This window comes from Sulfurihydrogenibium sp. (genome assembly GCF_028276765.1).
GTDB lineage: Bacteria > Aquificota > Aquificia > Aquificales > Hydrogenothermaceae > Sulfurihydrogenibium.
Genome location: NZ_JAPYVU010000034.1, coordinates 1 through 19,417, shown reverse-complemented (window position 1 = coordinate 19,417; position 19,417 = coordinate 1). Strand labels below are relative to the sequence as shown.

Sequence of the window (19,417 nt, the reverse complement as noted above, 5' to 3'; positions counted from 1 at the left end):
AATTTCAATCTTATAAGTAGATGGAGAAAGGTTAAGACTTTTGTTGCTTATCTATATGCATATGCTATTGGTTATAGCTTTTTTAGAAAAAGTAAACTATGGAGGTAATTTCTCACCCGACGTATGATATAATTTTATGAATTTTTGATAGATAAAATACTTAAATTTATAAGCCCCCGTCAAGGAGTGAGGTCATGACAAAAAGAACAATAGAATTTACAGATGTTACACTTAGAGATGGTCAACAAAGCTTACTTGCTACAAGAGTTAGAACAGATGACTTACTTCCAGCATTAGAAAAATTAGATGATGCTGGTTTTTGGTCGTTAGAAGTATGGGGTGGTGCAACTTTTGACGTTTGCTTAAGATATTTAAAAGAAGACCCTTGGGATAGACTTAAAAAGTTTAAGCAAGCGGCCAAGAATACGAAGCTTGAGATGCTACTGAGAGGTCAAAATTTAGTAGGCTATAGACATTATCCGGATGATGTAGTAGAAGCATTTGTTAAAAAGGCCGCTGAAAATGGAATAGATGTTTTTAGAATTTTTGATGCTTTAAACGATGTAAGAAATATGGAAGTAGCTATATCCGTTGCAAAAGAATCCGGAAAAATCGTAAAAGGCGTTCTTTCTTACACAATAAGCCCGGTTCATACAGTAGATTATTATATTAATGTTGCAAGACAGCTTAGAGATTTAGGTGTAGATATTATTAGCATAAAAGACCAAGCCGGAATACTATCTCCTAAGGTTGCCTTTGAATTAGTTTCAAGACTAAAAGAAGAGATAAAACTTCCTGTTCATGTCCATGCACAAACAACCGCAGCATTGGCAGAAATGACACTTTTAAAATCAGTAGAAGCTGGAGCGGATATTATTGATACAGATGTTTCCACATGGTCTTGGCTTACAGCCCATCCCTCTTGTGAGACAATGGTATACACATTAAAAGAGTTTGGTTATGAAGTTAAAGTAGATGTGGATATTGTTTTACAGGTAGCAGAATACTTAAAAGAAGTAAGAAAAAAATATGCTAAATACGATACAGCTGATAAATGGCCGGATACGCAAGTATTAATACACCAAATTCCTGGTGGAATGATGTCAAACTTTATAAATCAGCTTAAAGAAAATAATGCACTTGATAAACTTGACGAAGTTAAGAAAGAGGTTGCATTAGTGAGAGAAGACCTTGGATATCCGCCACTTGTAACACCAACAAGTCAGATAGTAGGAACACAAGCACTTTTAAACGTATTACAGGGAGAAAGATATAAAGTTGTTACAAAAGAGACAAAAGATTATGTGAAAGGTCTTTATGGAAGACCACCGGCACCGATAAAACCGGATGTTATGAAGAAAATAATCGGGGATGAAACACCAATCCAAGTAAGACCTGCAGATTTATTAGAGCCAGAGCTTGACAAATGTACGCAAAAAGCTTACGAGAATGGTGCAAGGAATGAAGAAGATGTTCTTTCTTACTGCCTGTTCCCACAAGTAGCCGTAGAGTTTTTCCAATGGAGAGAAAAATTTGAAAAAGGCGAAGCTCTTCCACCGGAAATAGAAGAAATCAAAGTTGAAGAGGCTAAAAACTTAGCACCGATAGAGTTTAACATCACAGTACACGGCGAACAGTACCATGTGAGAATTGCAGGGGTTGGTAGTCCGGTAGAAAATAGAAGACCATACTTTATCAGAATAGATGGAAGGTTAGAAGAAGTAATCGTCCAACCGATAACGGTCATCGAGGTTGGCGCTACAGCAGAAACTTTGCCATTGCCTGAAGGTGGTAAAGCAGTTTTTGGAAGACCAAAAGCTGTAGGTGTTGGAGATGTAAGCTCTCCAATGCCCGGCAAGGTGGTATCAATAAAAGTCAACGTAGGAGACAGGGTTAAAAAAGGAGATGTATTGCTTACAGTAGAAGCTATGAAAATGGAAAATGAAATCCATTCACCAATAGATGGAACAGTAAGCGAAATATTTGTTAAAGTTGGAGATAATGTAAATCCTGACGAATGTTTAGTAAGAGTTTCTCCAGAATAATAAATGAAAAAAGTTTTCATTAGTGTTGGCGAAATTTCAGGAGACAATTACGCTTCTGAGCTTGCAAAACATTTAAAAGAATACGAGCTTATAGGAATAACAGGTCCAAAAATGAGGGCAGTCGGTGTAAAGCCGATTGCCAACCTTGAAGATATATCCGTTGTAGGTCTAACAGAAGCTCTTAGTAAATACAAAAAAATCAAAGAAGTATTCAAACAATCAGTCCAAGCTTTAAAATCAGGCGTTGACCTGTTAATCGTTGTAGATTTTCCAGGGTTTAACATAAAACTTTTAAAAGAAGCAAAAAAACTTGGAATAAAGACTGTGTACTTTATCTCTCCACAGGTTTGGGCTTGGGGAAGTGGCAGAGTTAAAGAAATAGTAGAAAATACAGATTTATTAATATCTATCCTACCTTTTGAAGAAGAAATTTATAAACCCTACGTATCAGATAAATTTAAATTTGCATATGTAGGACACCCGCTTTTAGATATAATCAAAACATACGAAAATGAAGATAGCTTTAAACCGAAATTAAACATTCCAAAGAATAAGAGAATCATAGGACTTCTTGCAGGCAGTAGGGAAAGCGAAGTAAATGTAATCCTTCCAATATTAATAGAAGCTGCAAGACTGCTAACAAAAACATTTGACGACCTGCATTTTTTAATTCCGGCTACTGTCAACATGGTTGATAGGGTGTTAGAAAAAGTTGACTTTAGCCTTCCTATAACCGTGATCACATCCAACCTATCAGATAAAAACCTTCCTAAGTTTGAAAACCCGTCATATGAAGTAATGAAAAATGCAGTTTTTTCGATAATCACATCAGGAACGGCAACCTTAGAAGCTGCTATTATTGGAAATCCATTTATCATTGTTTATAAGGTAAGTCCGATTACTTACTTTATTGGTAAAAAGCTTGTAAAGATAAATTATTTAGGGCTTCCAAACATAATAGCCGGCAATGAAATTGTACCGGAGCTTTTGCAGGATAGATGCAACCCTCTCGATATTGCTAATAAGACCCTTGAATTTTTGACAGATAAAAATCTATATGAAACCCAAAAGAGAAATTTAGAAATAGTTAGAAAATCTCTTGGAGAAAAAGGAGCTATAGAAAGGGCTTCAAATCTTATTCGCACACTGCTTGAGAAAGGTCAAGTATAAAAACATTCTCTTGATTTTCGTATTTATAGCTAATGCTTATTTTATGTAAATCTAAAATAAACTTTGTTATGTACAAGCCAAGTCCTAAGCCTGATTGATTTTTCAATGTCGTTTCTTTTATAAATGGTTCAAAAATCAAGTCTACATCAATAGATGGCTTGTTTCCTTTATTTCTAAATTCAATCATTTTATTTTCAATAACTATTTTAACTTTACCATCCTCGCTAAATTTTAAGCCATTATCAATAAGATTCTTTAATGCTATTGGAAAGAGGTTGTTGTCAGCTTTTATTTTTATACTTTCTTTTAATTCAATGATAACGTTGTTTTTATCTTCTGAAAGAAGTAGAGAAATTCCTGAGTTTATAAGGTTTTCCAATGGATGACATTCTAATTTAAGTTCAAGGTTTTTTGTCGCAAGCTTTTCCATCATCAAAAGCTGATTTACCAAAAATTCTAATCTGTTAAATATTTTTTCAAAATGCTGCTTTCCTTTTTCATCTTCAAGAAGTTCTATGGCGATTTTTCCTTTTGTTATTGGTGTTTTAAGCTCATGGGCTATATTTCTTAAAAACCATTTTCTAACCTCTTCATTCTTTTTTAATGACTTTATAGCCTCGTTAAATTCTTTTGCTATAAAGCCGATTTCATCATTACTTGATATTTCAACGCTTATATCAAGATTACCAGCCTTTAAAAGTTTTATCTTTTCTCTTAAAATTTTAAGAGGATAGAAAGACCTAATAATTCCTACATAAAGTATTAGCATAAGAATGTTAAAAAATATCCATGCAACTATTACAAAACGATGAAGTTCAAACTCATCGCTTTTCTCTACAAGATAGCTGATGCCAAACCTATTTATAAGAAGATACTTATTTCCTTCATATTCTAAAAGGACAATTTTGACTGTTAAAAAATCTCTTTCCATTAAGATTTTGCTGTTTGTATATATTTTATAAATAGCTTCCGGGTCTTCTATGACTTTATAGTTTGTCTCAAATTTTTGGGGAAAGTTAGTACCCTCCGAAGATACTGTCAACAATGCTTTTCTAATAAAGTCTCTTAACTCTTTTTCTTGCGCATTTTTATACAGAAAGTAAAAAAAGACCGATGATAAAAGTATGATTAATAAAAAAGCTAAGCTAATCTTAAAGAGTATTGAGTTTCGCTCAACATTCAAATTTATAGCCAAAACCTCTTACAGATATGATATATTTTGGATTTTTTGGGTCATCACCTATCTTTTTTCTGATTCTTCCAATTATAACATCAACAGTTCTATCTATACTGTCATAGTTCAAATAGATTGAATTATCTAAGATATAATCTCTCGTTAAGACTCTGCCTTTATTTTTTATAAGCATGGATAGAAGCTCATACTCTGCTGAAGTTAGATTTAAAGGTTCTCCATTTTTCTTAATTGTATAACCTTCTTCATCAAGTTCAAACTCACCACACTTAATTACTTTTTCAACTGCTTTATTTTTTCTTCTTAAAACAGCTTGAATTCTTGCTACTAATTCTCTTGGGTTATACGGCTTAGCTAAATAATCATCTGCTCCTATTTCAAGTGCAAGAATTTTGTCTGTATCGTCACTTCTTGCCGAGGATATGATGATGGGAATGTTTCCTTCTTTTGCTAACATTTTACATATATCTATACCATCAATTTCCGGAAGTGTTAAATCAAGAATCATTAGGTCATAATTTTTGTTTTTCTTAAGCTCTTCAAGTGCTTTCTTAGGATGTTCAAAATTTTTTACAGATATATTAAACTTTGCTAAATATTGAGTTAAAAGCTCTGCCAATTCTTTGTCATCTTCTATCATTATTACATTTATCATTTTAGCCTGCCTCTTATAAAAATAAAAAAGGGGAAGGTCATTGGCGACCTTCCCAAATAATGGAGGGGAGGAGGTTAAGCCATGAGGAGGGCTAAAACACATCTATCAGTGGTTCATCATCCTTTCTTGCTTTTTTTCCATTTTTTCTTTCATATGATTTATAAATTTTTGTCTTTGCTCATCATTTAAAACGTTAAACATTTTTTCTAAGTATTTAGCTTTAATTTCAGACTTTTTTTTAGCGTTTTCTACCATGGTTTTTTGGAAAACTTCTTTATCAAATTTTCCGCTTTTTGTTGCTTCTAATAAAGGGTTTTTATACTCTTTTACAAAGAAGTTTTTAATTTCTTCTTTTTCTTGTTTTTTAATCTCTTTAATTTGATTAAACTGTTCATCCGTTAAATTAAGCTCTTGTTTTAATTTTTCAAGATGTCTTTCATGCTTTTCTGCCATTTTTTCCATTTTGTATGGCTTTTCTGGTGCATCTCCCATCGCAAAACTATTTCCAACTAATCCAATTCCAAGTGCTAATGTTAACATTGCTACTTTTAACTTTCTCATTTTATATCCTCCTGTTTCAAATTTTGTTATTAATAATATAAATTGAAATTGTAAACATAAAATAAACAAGTTGTTAATGTTATGTAAAAAAGAAAGTATTCCAACTCTTTCATGTCATTTCTGAGGATGTAAGTCTAAAGGATTTCTTTGCTACCTACAAATAACGCTCAAATAGATTTATTTGGGGGCTGATTTTAAAGCCCCCAGCATAATTATTATTCACAGCTTGGACATATTTTTGCAAGCAATGGGTCAGTAGGACATGCTTCCACATTTCCAGCTTTCACCTTATTAACTATCTCATCACCATATTTTTCTCTTGCCATTTTTTCTAATTCTTCTAAATCTCTACTTTTTGCAAGTCCAAAGCCTCTTCTTTCTCCTCTCTTGTTTACGTTCATTGTGTATTTTTCACCTTTAATAGTTTTGTCTATAAAGCAGTAGTAAGTTGATTTAAGTCCTTTTTCCCAGGCATACATATATATGTTTTCCATATCATCTCTTAAATCTTCTTCTATGTATAAAGATTTAGAAACAGCTTGGTCTATATACTCTTGGAATGCTGCTGCTATATCTATTTGTCTGTATGGGCTTACTTCATATGCTGTTTTGAATAGTCTTTTATCCACTACTCCTTCCAGCTCATCTATATACTGAATACTTCCTTGATTTGCTTTTATTTTTTCCAGCATTTCTTCGTTCCACATGCCTTTTTCTTCCAACATTTTCATAAGTGGCTTGTTTACTACGATAAATTTACCTGATAGTGTATCTCTTGAGAAGATATTAGAGAAGTAGTTGTCTATACTTGAAGAGGTTCCCGCTATGATTGAGATTGATGCTGTTGGTGCTATTGCAAGTAAGACTGCGTTTCTTCTTGGAGGATAGTCGTAATTACCTTCGTAGTAGTGTGGGAATGCTCCTCTTTCTTTTGCCAATTCTTCAGATTTTCTATACACTGTTTCTCTCATAAATTTGGCAATTTCTTTTGCAAGCTCTATAGCCTCATCGCTGTCGTATGGAATTCCAAGATAGATCAATGCTTCGTGAAATCCCATTAATCCTATGCCAATAGGTCTTAAGTCCATTGTGTTTCTTCTTGATTCTTCTGATGGATAGAAGTTTTTATCTAAAATGTTATCAAGTGCAACAACCATTGTTTCAAGTGTGTCTTTAAGTTTATCCCAATCTATCTCATATTTTGTATCTAAACGTTTCAAATGTCTTGCCAAGTTAACAGATGCAAGGGTGCAAACTGCTGTTGACTGAGGTGAGTTTGGTATTGATATTTCTGTGCAGAGGTTAGAAGAGTTAATTACACCGTATTTAGGACAAGGATTGTGCCTATTGTGTGCATCTTTGAATGTAAGCCATGGATGTCCTGTCTTTGCAAGTTTGAATAGATACTTTTTATAGAAATCTCTACTGTCTATCTTTTTCCAAAGCTGAAGCTCTCCTCTTTCTGCTTTTTCTATACACTCTTGGTATTTTTTAGCAAACTCTTCACCGTAGCTTGTCACCAATTCTCTACATTCTGCAGGGTCAAATAGATAGATAGGTTCTCCTTCTTTGATTCTTCTCATTATTTCATCAGGCATCCATAGAGCTGTATTTAAAGAAGGCGTTCTAAAGTATGGGTTTCCTGTAGTTTCTCTTAAATCTAAAAATGCTTCTACGTCTAAATGCCATGGCTGCAAGTAAACTACTTGACTACTTCTTCTTCTACCACCTTGCTGGATTGCGTTTACGATAGTATCAAAGATTTTTATAAACGGAATTATTCCGCTTGATTTAGAGTTTAAGCTGTGTATCTTAGACCCTGTAGCTCTAACTCTCGTAATATCTGTTCCTACTCCACCTGCATATTTCGCCAAGAATGCAGTTTCTTTTGCTTTATCCATGATAGATTCAAGAGAATCATCAACTACGTTTACATAACAGCTTGAATACTGATTTGTAAGAGTTCCTGAGTTAAATAAGGTTGGAGTTGAATGTAAGTATTCAAGGTTTGATAGTTTATCGTAGATTTTTAATATTTCTTCTTCTGTATTTCCTATTCCCATTGCCACTCTCATAAAGAACCACTGCGGCTTTTCTATAGTTTCAAAGTTTCTATCTTTCATAAGATATCTATCTTTTAACGTTGATAGTCCAAAGTAATCAAGATTGTTATCCCTTGAGTAATCTATTTTAGATTCAAGTAAGTCTATGTCAAAATTTAGAAGCTCCGGTTTTAGTAATTTTTCAGCTACGCCGTATTTTATGTAATCTTTAAACAAAGAAAATCTTCTTTCTATTCTTCTGTTTATGATTTTCAAAAGCTGTCTTGTTGCTATCGTGTCATAGATTGAACCTGTCGGAATAAGGTGCTCGATAGCTTTTAATACTAAATAGTCCAATTCTTCTGTTGTAACTACTTCAGGAATTTTTAAGTCAAGTTCTTTTGTGATTTTGAAGACTATTTCGTAATCGTCTGGTAGGTCAAGTCCTTCAAGAAGTACAAATATAGCATCTACAAGCTTTTTCATCTGAAATTTTTCTTGGGTTCCATCTCTTTTTACAACAATTCTGTTTTTATGTCCGTTCATTTGCTTGCCTCCTTTATTTTAAATGTGAAATGTGAGAGGTAAGACGTGAGAGGTATACTTATTTGTTTAAGTTTCTTGACGTCTCACGTTAAAACGTTCTAACGTCTCACGTTAAAAATTCGTATACTCAGTTGATGAAACTTCAAAGAAGTTTGTCAGTTTCTTAACGTCTTCTTTTTGTAAGAATTTTAGTGGGTTTTGGTCTATTCCAAACTGCGGGTCAAATCCAAGCTCTATTAATCTTCTATCTGCTATATATTTCATATATCTTTCAAGCTCTCCATAAGAAACACCGAAGATAGTTGTCCCGCCGAATTTAGTTTTTAGATAGTTTAATTCAAGCTCTACAGCATCAATGATAGATTGTCTTATATTTTCAACAAATTGGTAATCATCAACTATCTCAGGATTTTCTTCAACCATTGTTAAGATAGCTTCTATGCCGTTTTGTAAGTGGAGGCTTTCATCGATTAAAATAAGCTCTACGCCACTTACTACGTTTTTCATTTTTCCCGTGTCTTTCATAGCAAAGAAGTGTGCAAATGCTGAATAGAAAAATAATCCTTCTTGAATGATGTTATTTAAAAGTATAGAAGTTAGTATCTGTTTTTTACCTTCTATTGTGTCCGGGTCTGCTTTTCCGTAGGTTATCCTGTCAACTGCCCGAACGATTAACTCTTGCTTTTCTTTTAGTAATTTATCTTCAAGTGTGATGTTGTATATTTTTTTTCTGTCCATATCAAAGGAGTTTAAAATTATTTCGAAAAAGTCTGAATGAATGTTTTCCATAAACATTTGAGTAGAAAAGCTCATTTTTGCGTATGGGTCTGTTAAAACAGGGAAAAATCCATTTCCAAGAACGTTTTGGACTAATAATTCAGATGACGCAAAGTATCCAACAGCACTGTCAAATAAATCTTTTTCTGTAGGCGACAAGTGTTTATAATCAAGCACATCTTGCTGAATGTTTAACTCTTCAGGAAACCATACGGCTTTTTTCTGTTTAATGTATAACTCTTTAAAGATAGGGTATCTTGGATTTTCTGACAATCTGATATTGTCTCTAACCGATGTTTTTCCTATTAAGCCCATGTTTACTACCTCCACTATATATAGTATGTAAAACTAAATAATACACTAAATATAGTGTGATGTCAAATACTCCAAAGATGTTTTAATTCAATGACTTTAAACAAAGTTAATTGTTCAAGGTAATGATTTTAAAAAAATTTTTAAATTTAGGATTATTTAAATGATTGTGGAAATTTGTTTTTTTAATAAAACGACTATTCTAAAGCCGGACAAGGAATTTTAGCCTTATAAAACTCCTCGTCAAAGTTAAAGATAATTATAAAAGGCTTATAAACATCACTTCAAATTCTCTTTTATATTCTTTAAATGGGTCTTATAATCTTCTGAAAAGATATGCCTTTTTCTGTCTTTTGATAAAACGTAATAGTAATAATTGGATTTCGTTGGATTTAACACTGCTTCTAACGAAGAGATTGTAAAACTACAAATTGGAGTTGGCGGAAGACCTTTGACTTTGTAAGTATTAAATGGAGAATCTATAATCATATCACTTTTATTTAGCTTTCCATCCCAACTGCTGGCAAGTTTTAAAGCATAAATAACCGTTGGGTCAATCTGAAGTCTCATGTTAGATTTTAATCTATTAAAAATAACTCCGGCTATAATTGGCTTTTCTCCTTCGTAGTATGCTTCTTTTTCTATCATAGATGCGATTATCATCGCTTCATAAAAAGATATATTTTTCTTATAAAACGCTGAATAATCTTTGCTTTCTACCTTTTGTTTGTAAGGCAAATATCTTTTTTCAAAGACTTTTAAAAACTTTTTTATCAATGTTTCAACAGTTTCTTTTTCTGAAATTGCATAACTCTCCGGTGGAAAGTAGCCTTCAAAAGAACTTCCTACAAGTCCATATTTTCTAACATTTTTTTCATCAAATACATACTTTAAAAATTCTTCCTTTTTAACTATCCCTTCTTTTTCAAGTTTGTTTGCAATATCTATTAAGTCCTCTCCGGGTATGATAGTAAAGTATTTTTGCTTAACCTCTCCTTTTACAATCTTTTCATAAACATCTATTACAGAATATTTTCCTTTAAACTCATACAATCCAGACTTTAATGTTTGATTTTTTATGAATGATAAAATGACGAAAAGATATTTATTTATTATTACATTCTCATCTTCAAGTTTTTGTGCAATCTCTACGGTTTTTAGACCTTTTTCAATGTTAACTTCTGCATTTACATCTTTTTTGTAAAAAAATGAAGATGAAAGCCCTATGAAAATTAAAGATATTAAACTAATAGTTATTATTAGTCGCTTCATTGCTAAAAGATAACCTGTCAAGATATGTTTGAAGTATAAAAACTGCAGACAAGCTGTCTATTTTTTCTTTTTTGTTTTTCTTTTTTGTTTGTGATAATGTTTTTTCTGCTAAGGATGATGTAAATCTTTCGTCTATAAAGATTATTTCTATATCTTGTGGAATGTGATTTTTTAGATTTTCAGCAAACTCTTTCGTATATCTTGCTTGCTCTCCTTCTTCACCTTTTAGCGTTAAGGGCAGTCCGATAACTATTTTTGAAATTTTATAATTTTTTATTAAATAATTGATTCTCTCAAATACTTTTCCATCGTTTAGAATAAACTCAAGAGGCGTTGCTGTAATTCTAAGGGGGTCGCTTACAGCAACACCAATCCTTTTTAATCCTATATCAAGACCTAAAATTCTACTCAAGCTTGTGCAGACTCTTCCTTGGAATATATACCGGCTATCTTATATATCAAACAAAATCCTGTGATTGCTGTCAATATTAATACAACGCCAACAAACGTTGCAATCACAAACACACCGCCTTTTTCAACTCCAAGAAGTACAAGTATTGAACCTACTAAAATTCTTACAAGTGCATCCCACAATGCCATGACAGCTTACCTCCATTTATAAAGTTATAAGTGTTTCAACTTCTTCGTATTTTGCAACTTCATCAGGATGTGCAATTCTGCCAAGAACCGCTGATGCTGCAGCTACTGCTGGGCTTGATAAGTATACTTGGCTTTTTGGATGTCCCATTCTTCCTACAAAGTTTCTGTTTGATGTAGATAAACAAACCTCACCCTCTGCAAGAATACCCATATGACCACCAAGACATGGACCACATGTAGATGTGCTTATCAAACATCCAGCATCTGCTAATATTTCAATTATACCTTCATGTAATGCTTGTTTATAGATTTGGTCTGATGCAGGTATTACAATACATCTAACTTCTGGATGAACTTTTTTACCTTTTAAAATTGCTGCTGCTATTCTTAGGTCTGAAAGTCTTCCATTTGTACATGAGCCAATAAATACTTGGTCAATGTGGGTTCCAGCTACTTCACTTACAGGTTTTACGTTTGATGGCAAGCTTGGACATGCAACTACAGGCTCTATTTTACTTGCATCAAATTCATACTCACAGCAATATTTAGCGTCTGGGTCTGATTTATAGAGTTTAAACTCTCTGTTTGTTCTTTTTCTTACCCATTCAACAGTTTTTTCATCAGGTTCAATGATACCACTTTTTCCACCTGCTTCTATAGCCATATTGGCGATTGTAAGCCTGTTATCAATATCAAGGGCTCTGATTGCTTCTCCTTGATATTCCATAGCTTTATACAATGCACCATCAACGCCAATTTTTCCAATCACTGTTAAAACAAAATCTTTTCCACCAACCCATTTTTGTGGCTTATTATAAAATACAAACTTCATACTTTCTGGAACTCTAAGCCATGTTTCACCTGTAGCCCATATATAGGCAATATCAGTAGAACCTACACCTGTAGAAAATGCACCAATCCCACCATAAGTACATGTATGTGAATCTGCACCAATTACCAAATCACCCGGAACTACATAACCTTTTTCTGGAAGTAGTGTATGCATTACTCCACTATCTTGACCTTCAAAGTAGTTTTTAATTCCCATTTTTTTAGCAAAATCTCTTGAGATTTTAATCTGCTGAGCAGACATAATGTCTTTTGGCGGGAAGAAATGGTCCATAACAAGAGCAATTTTATTTGGGTCATGAACTTTATCTATACCGTATTTTTCAAGCTGTTTTATTGCAAGTGGAGCTGTAATATCGTTTGCAATGGCAAGGTCTACTTTAACGGTTACAAGCTCTCCCGGTTCTACATAATCTCTACCGGCATGTGCTGCTATTATTTTTTCAGTTATTGTCATACCCATATTTATTAACCTCCAAATTAAAATATATAGGACTGATAATTATAGCATATACCTTGGGGTGAGAAATTCAAATATAAATAAAACATCTAAAAAAGCTCATCGGTGACAGTTAAAATTTTAATAGCAAAAATTCCACCAAGGAGGTAAAAATATAAAACTCTAATCTTTATTTTACCCTATTTCAAAAAATCTATACGTCGGGTGAGAAATTCATTAAAAACATGAGATTCTTCGCTTCGCTCAGAATGATGAATAAGATCACCTTTCCTTTATGCTTATCAATCAGCCCTCCGCTGTCATCCTGAGGACTTTAGCCCGAAGGATCTCCTTTTTAAATTCTTTGAAAACAGCTAATTTCTCACCCCAAGGTATTGTATAAATCTTAGATGCTACTTCTAATAAATAACCTTTCCTAATCTATCAAATCTTATAGCCGGTTTCTTTAAGTCTATAGAGAAGTAAATCACAAAAGCTTGACCTATTACATAATCATCAGGTACAAAGCCCCAAAATCTGCTGTCTTTTGAATTGTCTCTGTTATCTCCCATTACAAAATAGCTGTTTGGTGGCACTTGAATAGGTCCAAAATCAGGTCCTATACCGTCTTCTATTTCCATAATAGTATATGAGTATGGTTTGCCATCACTTCTATAAGTTGTCTCTATGTATTTTTTAACCTTTTCATTTTCTTCTTCATAAAATCCGGCCGGCTCTCTTTTTAGAGGCTTTCCATTTAAATAAACAATGTCATTTTTAACTTCTACTATATCGCCCGGAAGTGCAATTACTCTTTTTATAAAGTCTATAGAAGGGTCTTCTGGATACTTAAATACGATAACATCTCCCCTGTCTATCTTTGCAAGTCTATTGTTGTGATGGTAGAAAGTAATATTAGTAAATGGAATTCCGATATCCCAGTTACCATAGACTAATTTATTAACAAGAATAAAGTCCCCTATGAGTAAACTTGGTTTCATTGACCCGGAAGGAATGTTAAAAGCCTGAACAAGAAAAACTCTAACGAGTGATACAACAACGAATATAAAAACTATAGTTTCAATAAAGTGTTTTATAGATTGTTTTTTTTGAGTATTGTCTATATTTTTATCCTGCTGCACCATTTACTCCTTCTTCCATAAGCCTAATCCTTTTTCTCTTGCTTCTTGATAGCATTTTTTGAATTCTTCTTGATACTTAACATTTGGTGGTACGGTTAATGGCATTGCATAGCCATTACATATAATTTCTTTATTTAACATCTTTCCGTCTTTTAAGTATACATATGCGAGCAATCTGCCATACCTATCTCTTTGCTGAACGTCAAACTCTAAATAAACTTTATCTCCAGGTTTTACTAATGACTTTGTAAATTCCTTTGCTTTTTGACCAAGCTCTATAACTTTTTCAGCGTCTCCAAGCTCTCTTTGCTTCTCAACTCTCTTATTCATTCTACTTTCCGGTGTATCAACCCCGATTAATCTCACATGCTCTTTTTGACCATTAAATATTACTACGATTGTATCGCCATCTATCACATGGTCAACAGTAGCCTCTGGAAAGTTTAAAGTTTTAGATTCAGAAGTACTTGAATTATTAGAATTTCCATTTTTATTAGAACCTACGCAAGAAAACTGAAAGCTTATTAACAATGCTAAGAGTAAGACTAAATAATGCTTAACTACCTTCATCGGCCCCTCCATATTTTAAATAAAATTAAATACGTCGGATGAGAAATTCAATAAAAGTAGGAGATACTTCGCCGGCTGCAGAATGACAAAGGATGCTTACCATTCAACCTTTCTCTGTCATCCTGAAGACGCAAGTCCGAAGGATCTCCTTTACAAATTCTATAAAAACCACTAACTTCTAACCCTAAGGTATATTTTAAAATTTTAAAATAAAATAAGCAAGCAAGATAAAAACTTTTCACCATCTCACTTTCCTACAACTGCTTCGTCTGTGTCTAATGCAGGTTTTTTAGATTCTAACGCTACGACTTTAACAAAGTTATTAATTTCTTCTTTAAAGTTGTCTAATATATGTTTAGCTATTTTGCTTTCTGTATAGGCAACATGTTTCAGTAGGAGTTTGTTTATCTCTTCTATGTCTTCCTCTTCGAGTGCTTCAGTTTTTACATACGATTTATTAATTTTTCTATCTACTTCACCTTCTGGGTCATAGATGTAAGCTGTTCCGCCGGTCATACCAGCTCCAAAGTTTATGCCTATTTTTCCAAGTATTAAAACTGTTCCTTCTGTCATGTATTCGCAACCATGGTCTCCAACACCTTCAACTACTGCCGTAGCTCCACTGTTTCTTACTGCAAATCTTTCTCCAACCATTCCGGAGATATAAACTTGTCCACCTGTAGCTCCATACAGTATTGTGTTGCCAGCAATTACATTTTTATGACTTTCGCCTTTGAATTCTCTTGGTGGTTTGATTATGATTACTCCACCAGCCATTCCTTTGCCTACATAATCGTTTGCCTGTCCTGTTAAAGATAAAATCATTCCCGGAACACAGAATGCACCAAAACTTTGCCCTGCTGTTCCTCTTAAATTAAGCTCTAATTTACCTGTTCTTAAACCTCTATCTCCATATCTCTTTACGATTTCATGGGCTATTCTTGTTCCAAATGACCTGTAAGTATTTCTCAAAACATAAAAACCTGAATAATTTTCATCTTTTTCTATCGCAGGAAGTACATCTTTTAATACTTCTAAATCAAATGGTTGTTTTGACTGCGGTATCGGATTAGAGTCTTGGATACATTTGATTGGTTTGGAAAAGTCTGGTTTTTGTAATACATAGTCTAATTTCAATTTTTTAGCTTTGTAATGGTCTGTTGGTATAGCAGGTTTTAATAGGTCTACTCTTCCGATGATTTCGTCCAAGCTTTTATATCCCATATCTGCAAGATACTGTCTAACTTCTTGTGCAACAAACTTCAAGTAGTTGATAATATGCTCTGGCTTTCCTGGGAATTTTTCTCTAAGCCTTTTATCCTGGGTTGTTATTCCAACAGGACATGTATTTAAATGACACTGTCTTGCCATTACACATCCTTCAGCAATCATCAAAGCAGTTCCAAATCCAAATTCTTCTGCTCCAAGCAATGCTCCTATGATAACATCTCTACCTGTTTTGATTCCACCGTCTACTCTTAACTTAACCCTTCCTCTCAAATCATTATCTATTAAAGCTCTATGGACCTCCGGAAGTCCAAGTTCCCAAATAGTTCCGGCATGCTTTATAGATACTAACGGAGATGCTCCGGTTCCACCATCATGTCCGGAGATATGGATAATATCAGCAAAAGCTTTTGCTACTCCTGAAGCTACAACACCAATTCCGCTTTCTGATACAAGTTTTACAATTATCTTAGCCCTTGGATTTATCATTTTTAAGTCATAAATTAGTTGTGCTAAATCTTCTATTGAGTAAATATCGTGGTGTGGTGGTGGAGATATTAAAGTTGTTCCGGGTCTTGCATGTCTTAAAAATGCAATGTATACATCGACCTTTTTACCCGGTAGCTGTCCACCTTCTCCCGGTTTTGCACCTTGGGCTATTTTTATTTCTATCTCTTCAGCTGAATTTAAATATTCTGGCGTTACTCCAAACCTTCCCGATGCAACCTGTTTGATTTTACTATTTTTTATAGTTCCATATCTTGCCGGGTCTTCACCACCTTCACCGGAGTTTGATTTACCACCAATAGAGTTTAAAGCTTCTGCTATGGTCTCATGAGCTTCTCTGCTTAAAGCTCCGACAGACATTCCAGCACCGATAAATCTTTTCATTATACTTTCTATTGGCTCTACTTCTTCTATCGGAATTGGCGGTCTATCTGATGTTATTTCAAGTAAATCTCTCAGCTCTACGGGTTTTTCTGCATAAGCATATTCTGTAAATGCTTTATACTCCTCAAGCTTAACCTGTCTTACTGCCCTATGTAGAGAAGTTAAAGCTTTTGGATTCCAAGAGTGGAACTCTCCGCCTTCTCTTCTGTGTCTGTACTCTCCACCTACCGGAAGCTCTGTAAGCTCTCCTGAGAATGCTTTATTAAATCTTGCCAAAGTTTCCCTTGCTATCTCTAAAAATCCAATTCCATCAAGCTTAGAAATTGTTCCCGGGAAACATTTATCTATAACTTCCTGAGAAATACCAAGAGCTTCAAATAAACCGGCAGATCTATAACTTTTTATTGTAGCAATTCCCATTTTAGACATTATCTTTAAAAGACCTTCATTGACGGCTTTCTTATAATTCTTTACCGCTTCTTCAAAAGATAGTTCAAACTTACTGTCTTCTTCAACAAGATTTCTTATTATCTGTACAGCCATGTATGGATTCACTAAAGTAGCACCATATCCTATTAAGAAAGCTATGCTGTGAGTATCTCTAACCTCACCTGAATCTGCTATTATGCTAAATTTACTTCTTTTACCTTTTTTTGACATATAAGCATTAACAGCTCCAACAGCAAGACCCATAGGAATTGGAGCACCTTCAATAGATACATCTCTATCTGATAAGATTATGATTTCTTTTCCGTTATCTACCGCCTCTTCAACTCTTTGACAAATCTCATCTAAAGCCGGCTCTAACGCAGTATCGTAAGGTGGGAATATAGTTGGAATTATTTGGATTTTTTCTGGATACGTTTGTATAAGTTCTTGCATTTCGTTGTCAAAAATGATCGGTGAATCAAAAACAATCTGTTTTGCATGCTGTGGTGTCTCAAGTAAAAAGTTTTCTTTTTTTCCTACATATGTCTTTAAAGACATGACGGCTTTTTCTCTGATTGGGTCTATAGGTGGGTTTGTAACTTGAGCAAATCTTTGTTTAAAGTAAGAGGCAAGCATTTTAGGTCTTCTTGATAAAACAGATATAGGCGTGTCATTACCCATTGAGTAGATAGGCTCTGTTCCTTTAAGAGCCATTTCTTTAACAACCATGTTTATCTCATCTTTATCATATCCAAAGGTTATTAACTCTTTTAATACATCTTTTCTTTCTACTTCCGGAACATCCTTAGCCGGTATAAAAGGAGTAATATTTTCTTCTACCCATTCTTTGTATTTTTTATTTTTTACAAGTAGGTCTATAATCTCTTCTGAGAAATAGATTTTTCCTGTTTCTAAATCAAGAGCTATTTTGTCTCCCGGACCTAATCTTCCTTTTAATTTTACTTCTTCTTCCGGAAATTCTATAACCCCGACTTCAGAAGCCATAAGTATAGTATCTTCTGTAATTATGTACCTTGCCGGTCTTAGACCGTTTCTATCTAACTTTCCACCTATGATTTTCCCATCTGTAAATGCTATAGCTGCAGGACCATCCCAGCTTTCAAAAATACATGCAAAATATTCATAAAATGCTCTTTCTTCCGGTGTTAATCTTGTATCGTTTTCCCATGCTCTTGGAACTAATACATTAATTGCAGTTAAAATATCTTTTCCAGAATGGACTAAAAATTCTACTGCGTTGTCCAGAGATGCAGAATCGCTGTCAGTGTCGTTTGTAATTGGCAAAATATACTCTGCAAGGTCTCCCCATACTTCTCTAATGTCTTGATATTTAGCTTTTAGCCAATTTCTGTTTGCTGAAATAGTGTTTATTTCTCCATTATGGGCAAGCATTCTGAAAGGATGAGCAAGCTTCCAGTTAGGAAATGTGTTAGTTGAATATCTTTGATGGAATATTGCGAAAGCTGTTTCATAATCTTCATCTTGTAAATCATAGTAAAAATCTCTCAATTTTGGAGCTGTAACAAGTCCTTTATAAACTATTGTTCTTGAAGATAGAGAAGGAATATAAAAATCTTTGTAATCGGGATTATCAGAAAGCTTTTCAAGTTTTTTTCTTAAAATAAATAATTCTCTTTCAAAATTATCAACTTTTACACCTTCTTTTGATATAAAAGCTTGGTAGATCGTTGGCTGCGTTCTCTTTGCTATCTCTCCAATTTCAGCTTCGTTTATTGGAACTTCTCTCCAAGCCAAAAACTTAAATCTTTGATTTATTATATCTTCGATTTCTTTCTTTATAGATTCTTCTTTACCCTTCGGCAAGAAAAACATACCAACCGCAAAATCTTCAACAGACGGAGCTTTTATATTTAACTTTAATAATTGTTTCTCAAAAAACTTATATGGAATCTGTGTTAAAATTCCTGCTCCGTCTCCTGTTTTACCATCGGCACTTACAGCACCTCTATGGTCTAAGTTTGCAAGAGCTTCAAGAGCATTATGAAGAATTTTATGTGATTTTATGCCTTTGATATTTGCAATAAATCCAACTCCGCAAGCGTCTTTTTCTAAAATTTCTGACAATTCTACCACCTCTAAGTTTTTTGGTAAATAAATATTTTATTATAAAATCTAAAACTTTGCTTGGTATATTCAATGTGGAAGGTGCTGCAAAATTCTCATAAGCTTGACTTTGTATAGGTTATACCGGTTTGGGAAAATTCCGATTTTCTTGAATTCATAATATCACAAAAGTATTGTAAAGGTGATTTTTTGTTCAAACTATGATGAGGTCTTTCTGTGTTATACCATAGCATATATTGCAACATCTTTTTTTGATACATAACGATTTTTTAAAGATAAAGGATTGTTATTACTGCTTTTATACTCTTTAATCCATCTGTATATAGTAGATTTTGATGCACCAAAAGCTTCTACTGCAACCTTAACTGAATGTTTTAAATCAAATTCTACAACTTGTAATCTAAAGATTATTTCTGGATGTTTTTGTATAACATCATCTAATTCTTTTACTTGTTTTAAAAGCTTTCTTTCAAGTGTATTAATTCTCTGAATGTAGGTAGATGTTCCTACTTTCTTTCTCATTTTTATCCTCCGATTTTCATAATTTTAAATTCTTATATTATATTTTCCCATATTTCTTTTAGCTTATACA

At 33.6% G+C, this 19,417-nt stretch carries 15 protein-coding genes; 2 read left to right on the top strand and 13 right to left on the bottom strand.

Annotation, left to right across the window (positions count from 1 at the left end; translation table 11 throughout):
- Nucleotides 1–194 precede the first annotated feature (194 nt).
- Both oadA and lpxB read left to right on the top strand, forming a co-directional pair.
- On the top strand, nt 195–2,045 hold the full coding sequence (oadA, locus tag Q0929_RS06425; RefSeq protein WP_299239002.1) for a sodium-extruding oxaloacetate decarboxylase subunit alpha: 1,851 nt from the start codon (nt 195–197) through the stop codon (nt 2,043–2,045).
- A gap of 3 nt (nt 2,046–2,048) precedes the next feature.
- Nucleotides 2,049–3,215, top strand: coding sequence for a lipid-A-disaccharide synthase (gene lpxB, locus Q0929_RS06420; RefSeq protein WP_299239000.1), 1,167 nt, complete (start codon nt 2,049–2,051; stop codon nt 3,213–3,215).
- Here lpxB and Q0929_RS06415 read toward each other — a convergent pair.
- From Q0929_RS06415 to Q0929_RS06355, 13 genes are all read right to left on the bottom strand, one after another.
- Entirely contained in the window at nt 3,181–4,398 is a 1,218-nt protein-coding gene (locus tag Q0929_RS06415; protein ID WP_299238998.1) for an ArsS family sensor histidine kinase, read from the bottom strand. The two genes, lpxB and Q0929_RS06415, sit on opposite strands and share 35 nt — an antisense overlap.
- Nucleotides 4,388–5,062: a response regulator transcription factor gene (locus Q0929_RS06410; protein WP_299238996.1), complete on the bottom strand. Its 675-nt coding sequence runs from the start codon at nt 5,060–5,062 to the stop codon at nt 4,388–4,390. Before Q0929_RS06410 ends, Q0929_RS06415 begins: the two co-directional genes overlap by 11 nt.
- A gap of 105 nt (nt 5,063–5,167) precedes the next feature.
- Nucleotides 5,168–5,623 carry a Spy/CpxP family protein refolding chaperone gene (locus Q0929_RS06405; protein WP_299238994.1) on the bottom strand — a complete coding sequence of 152 codons (456 nt, stop codon included), beginning with the start codon at nt 5,621–5,623 and terminating at the stop codon, nt 5,168–5,170.
- 215 nt (nt 5,624–5,838) lie between these two features.
- On the bottom strand, nt 5,839–8,211 hold the full coding sequence (locus tag Q0929_RS06400) for a ribonucleoside-diphosphate reductase subunit alpha (protein WP_299238992.1): 2,373 nt from the start codon (nt 8,209–8,211) through the stop codon (nt 5,839–5,841).
- A gap of 111 nt (nt 8,212–8,322) precedes the next feature.
- Complete coding sequence (locus tag Q0929_RS06395; protein ID WP_299238991.1) at nt 8,323–9,303, bottom strand: ribonucleotide-diphosphate reductase subunit beta; 981 nt, start codon at nt 9,301–9,303, stop codon at nt 8,323–8,325.
- Nucleotides 9,304–9,579: 276 nt separating this feature from the next.
- Entirely contained in the window at nt 9,580–10,572 is a 993-nt protein-coding gene (gene mltG / locus Q0929_RS06390) for an endolytic transglycosylase MltG (protein ID WP_299238989.1), read from the bottom strand.
- Nucleotides 10,547–10,984, bottom strand: a complete 438-nt coding sequence (gene ruvX, locus Q0929_RS06385; RefSeq protein WP_299238988.1) for a Holliday junction resolvase RuvX — start codon at nt 10,982–10,984, stop codon at nt 10,547–10,549. Before ruvX ends, mltG begins: the two co-directional genes overlap by 26 nt.
- Nucleotides 10,981–11,172 carry a DUF2892 domain-containing protein gene (locus Q0929_RS06380; protein ID WP_299238986.1) on the bottom strand — a complete coding sequence of 64 codons (192 nt, stop codon included), beginning with the start codon at nt 11,170–11,172 and terminating at the stop codon, nt 10,981–10,983. Before Q0929_RS06380 ends, ruvX begins: the two co-directional genes overlap by 4 nt.
- A 16-nt stretch (nt 11,173–11,188) precedes the next feature.
- Nucleotides 11,189–12,484, bottom strand: coding sequence for a 3-isopropylmalate dehydratase large subunit (gene leuC / locus Q0929_RS06375; RefSeq protein ID WP_299227780.1), 1,296 nt, complete (start codon nt 12,482–12,484; stop codon nt 11,189–11,191).
- Nucleotides 12,485–12,879: 395 nt separating this feature from the next.
- Entirely contained in the window at nt 12,880–13,602 is a 723-nt protein-coding gene (gene lepB / locus Q0929_RS06370) for a signal peptidase I (RefSeq protein WP_343232049.1), read from the bottom strand.
- A 3-nt stretch (nt 13,603–13,605) separates the two neighbouring features.
- The gene (locus Q0929_RS06365) at nt 13,606–14,172 is read right to left on the bottom strand and encodes a thermonuclease family protein (RefSeq protein ID WP_299238982.1); all 567 of its coding nucleotides are present in this window, start codon (nt 14,170–14,172) and stop codon (nt 13,606–13,608) included.
- A gap of 246 nt (nt 14,173–14,418) precedes the next feature.
- On the bottom strand, nt 14,419–18,825 hold the full coding sequence (gltB, locus tag Q0929_RS06360) for a glutamate synthase large subunit (protein ID WP_299238980.1): 4,407 nt from the start codon (nt 18,823–18,825) through the stop codon (nt 14,419–14,421).
- A 219-nt stretch (nt 18,826–19,044) separates the two neighbouring features.
- A complete protein-coding gene (locus tag Q0929_RS06355) occupies nt 19,045–19,347 on the bottom strand; it encodes a helix-turn-helix domain-containing protein (protein WP_299238978.1) in 303 nt (100 codons plus the stop codon).
- Between the last annotated feature and the right edge of the window lie 70 nt (nt 19,348–19,417).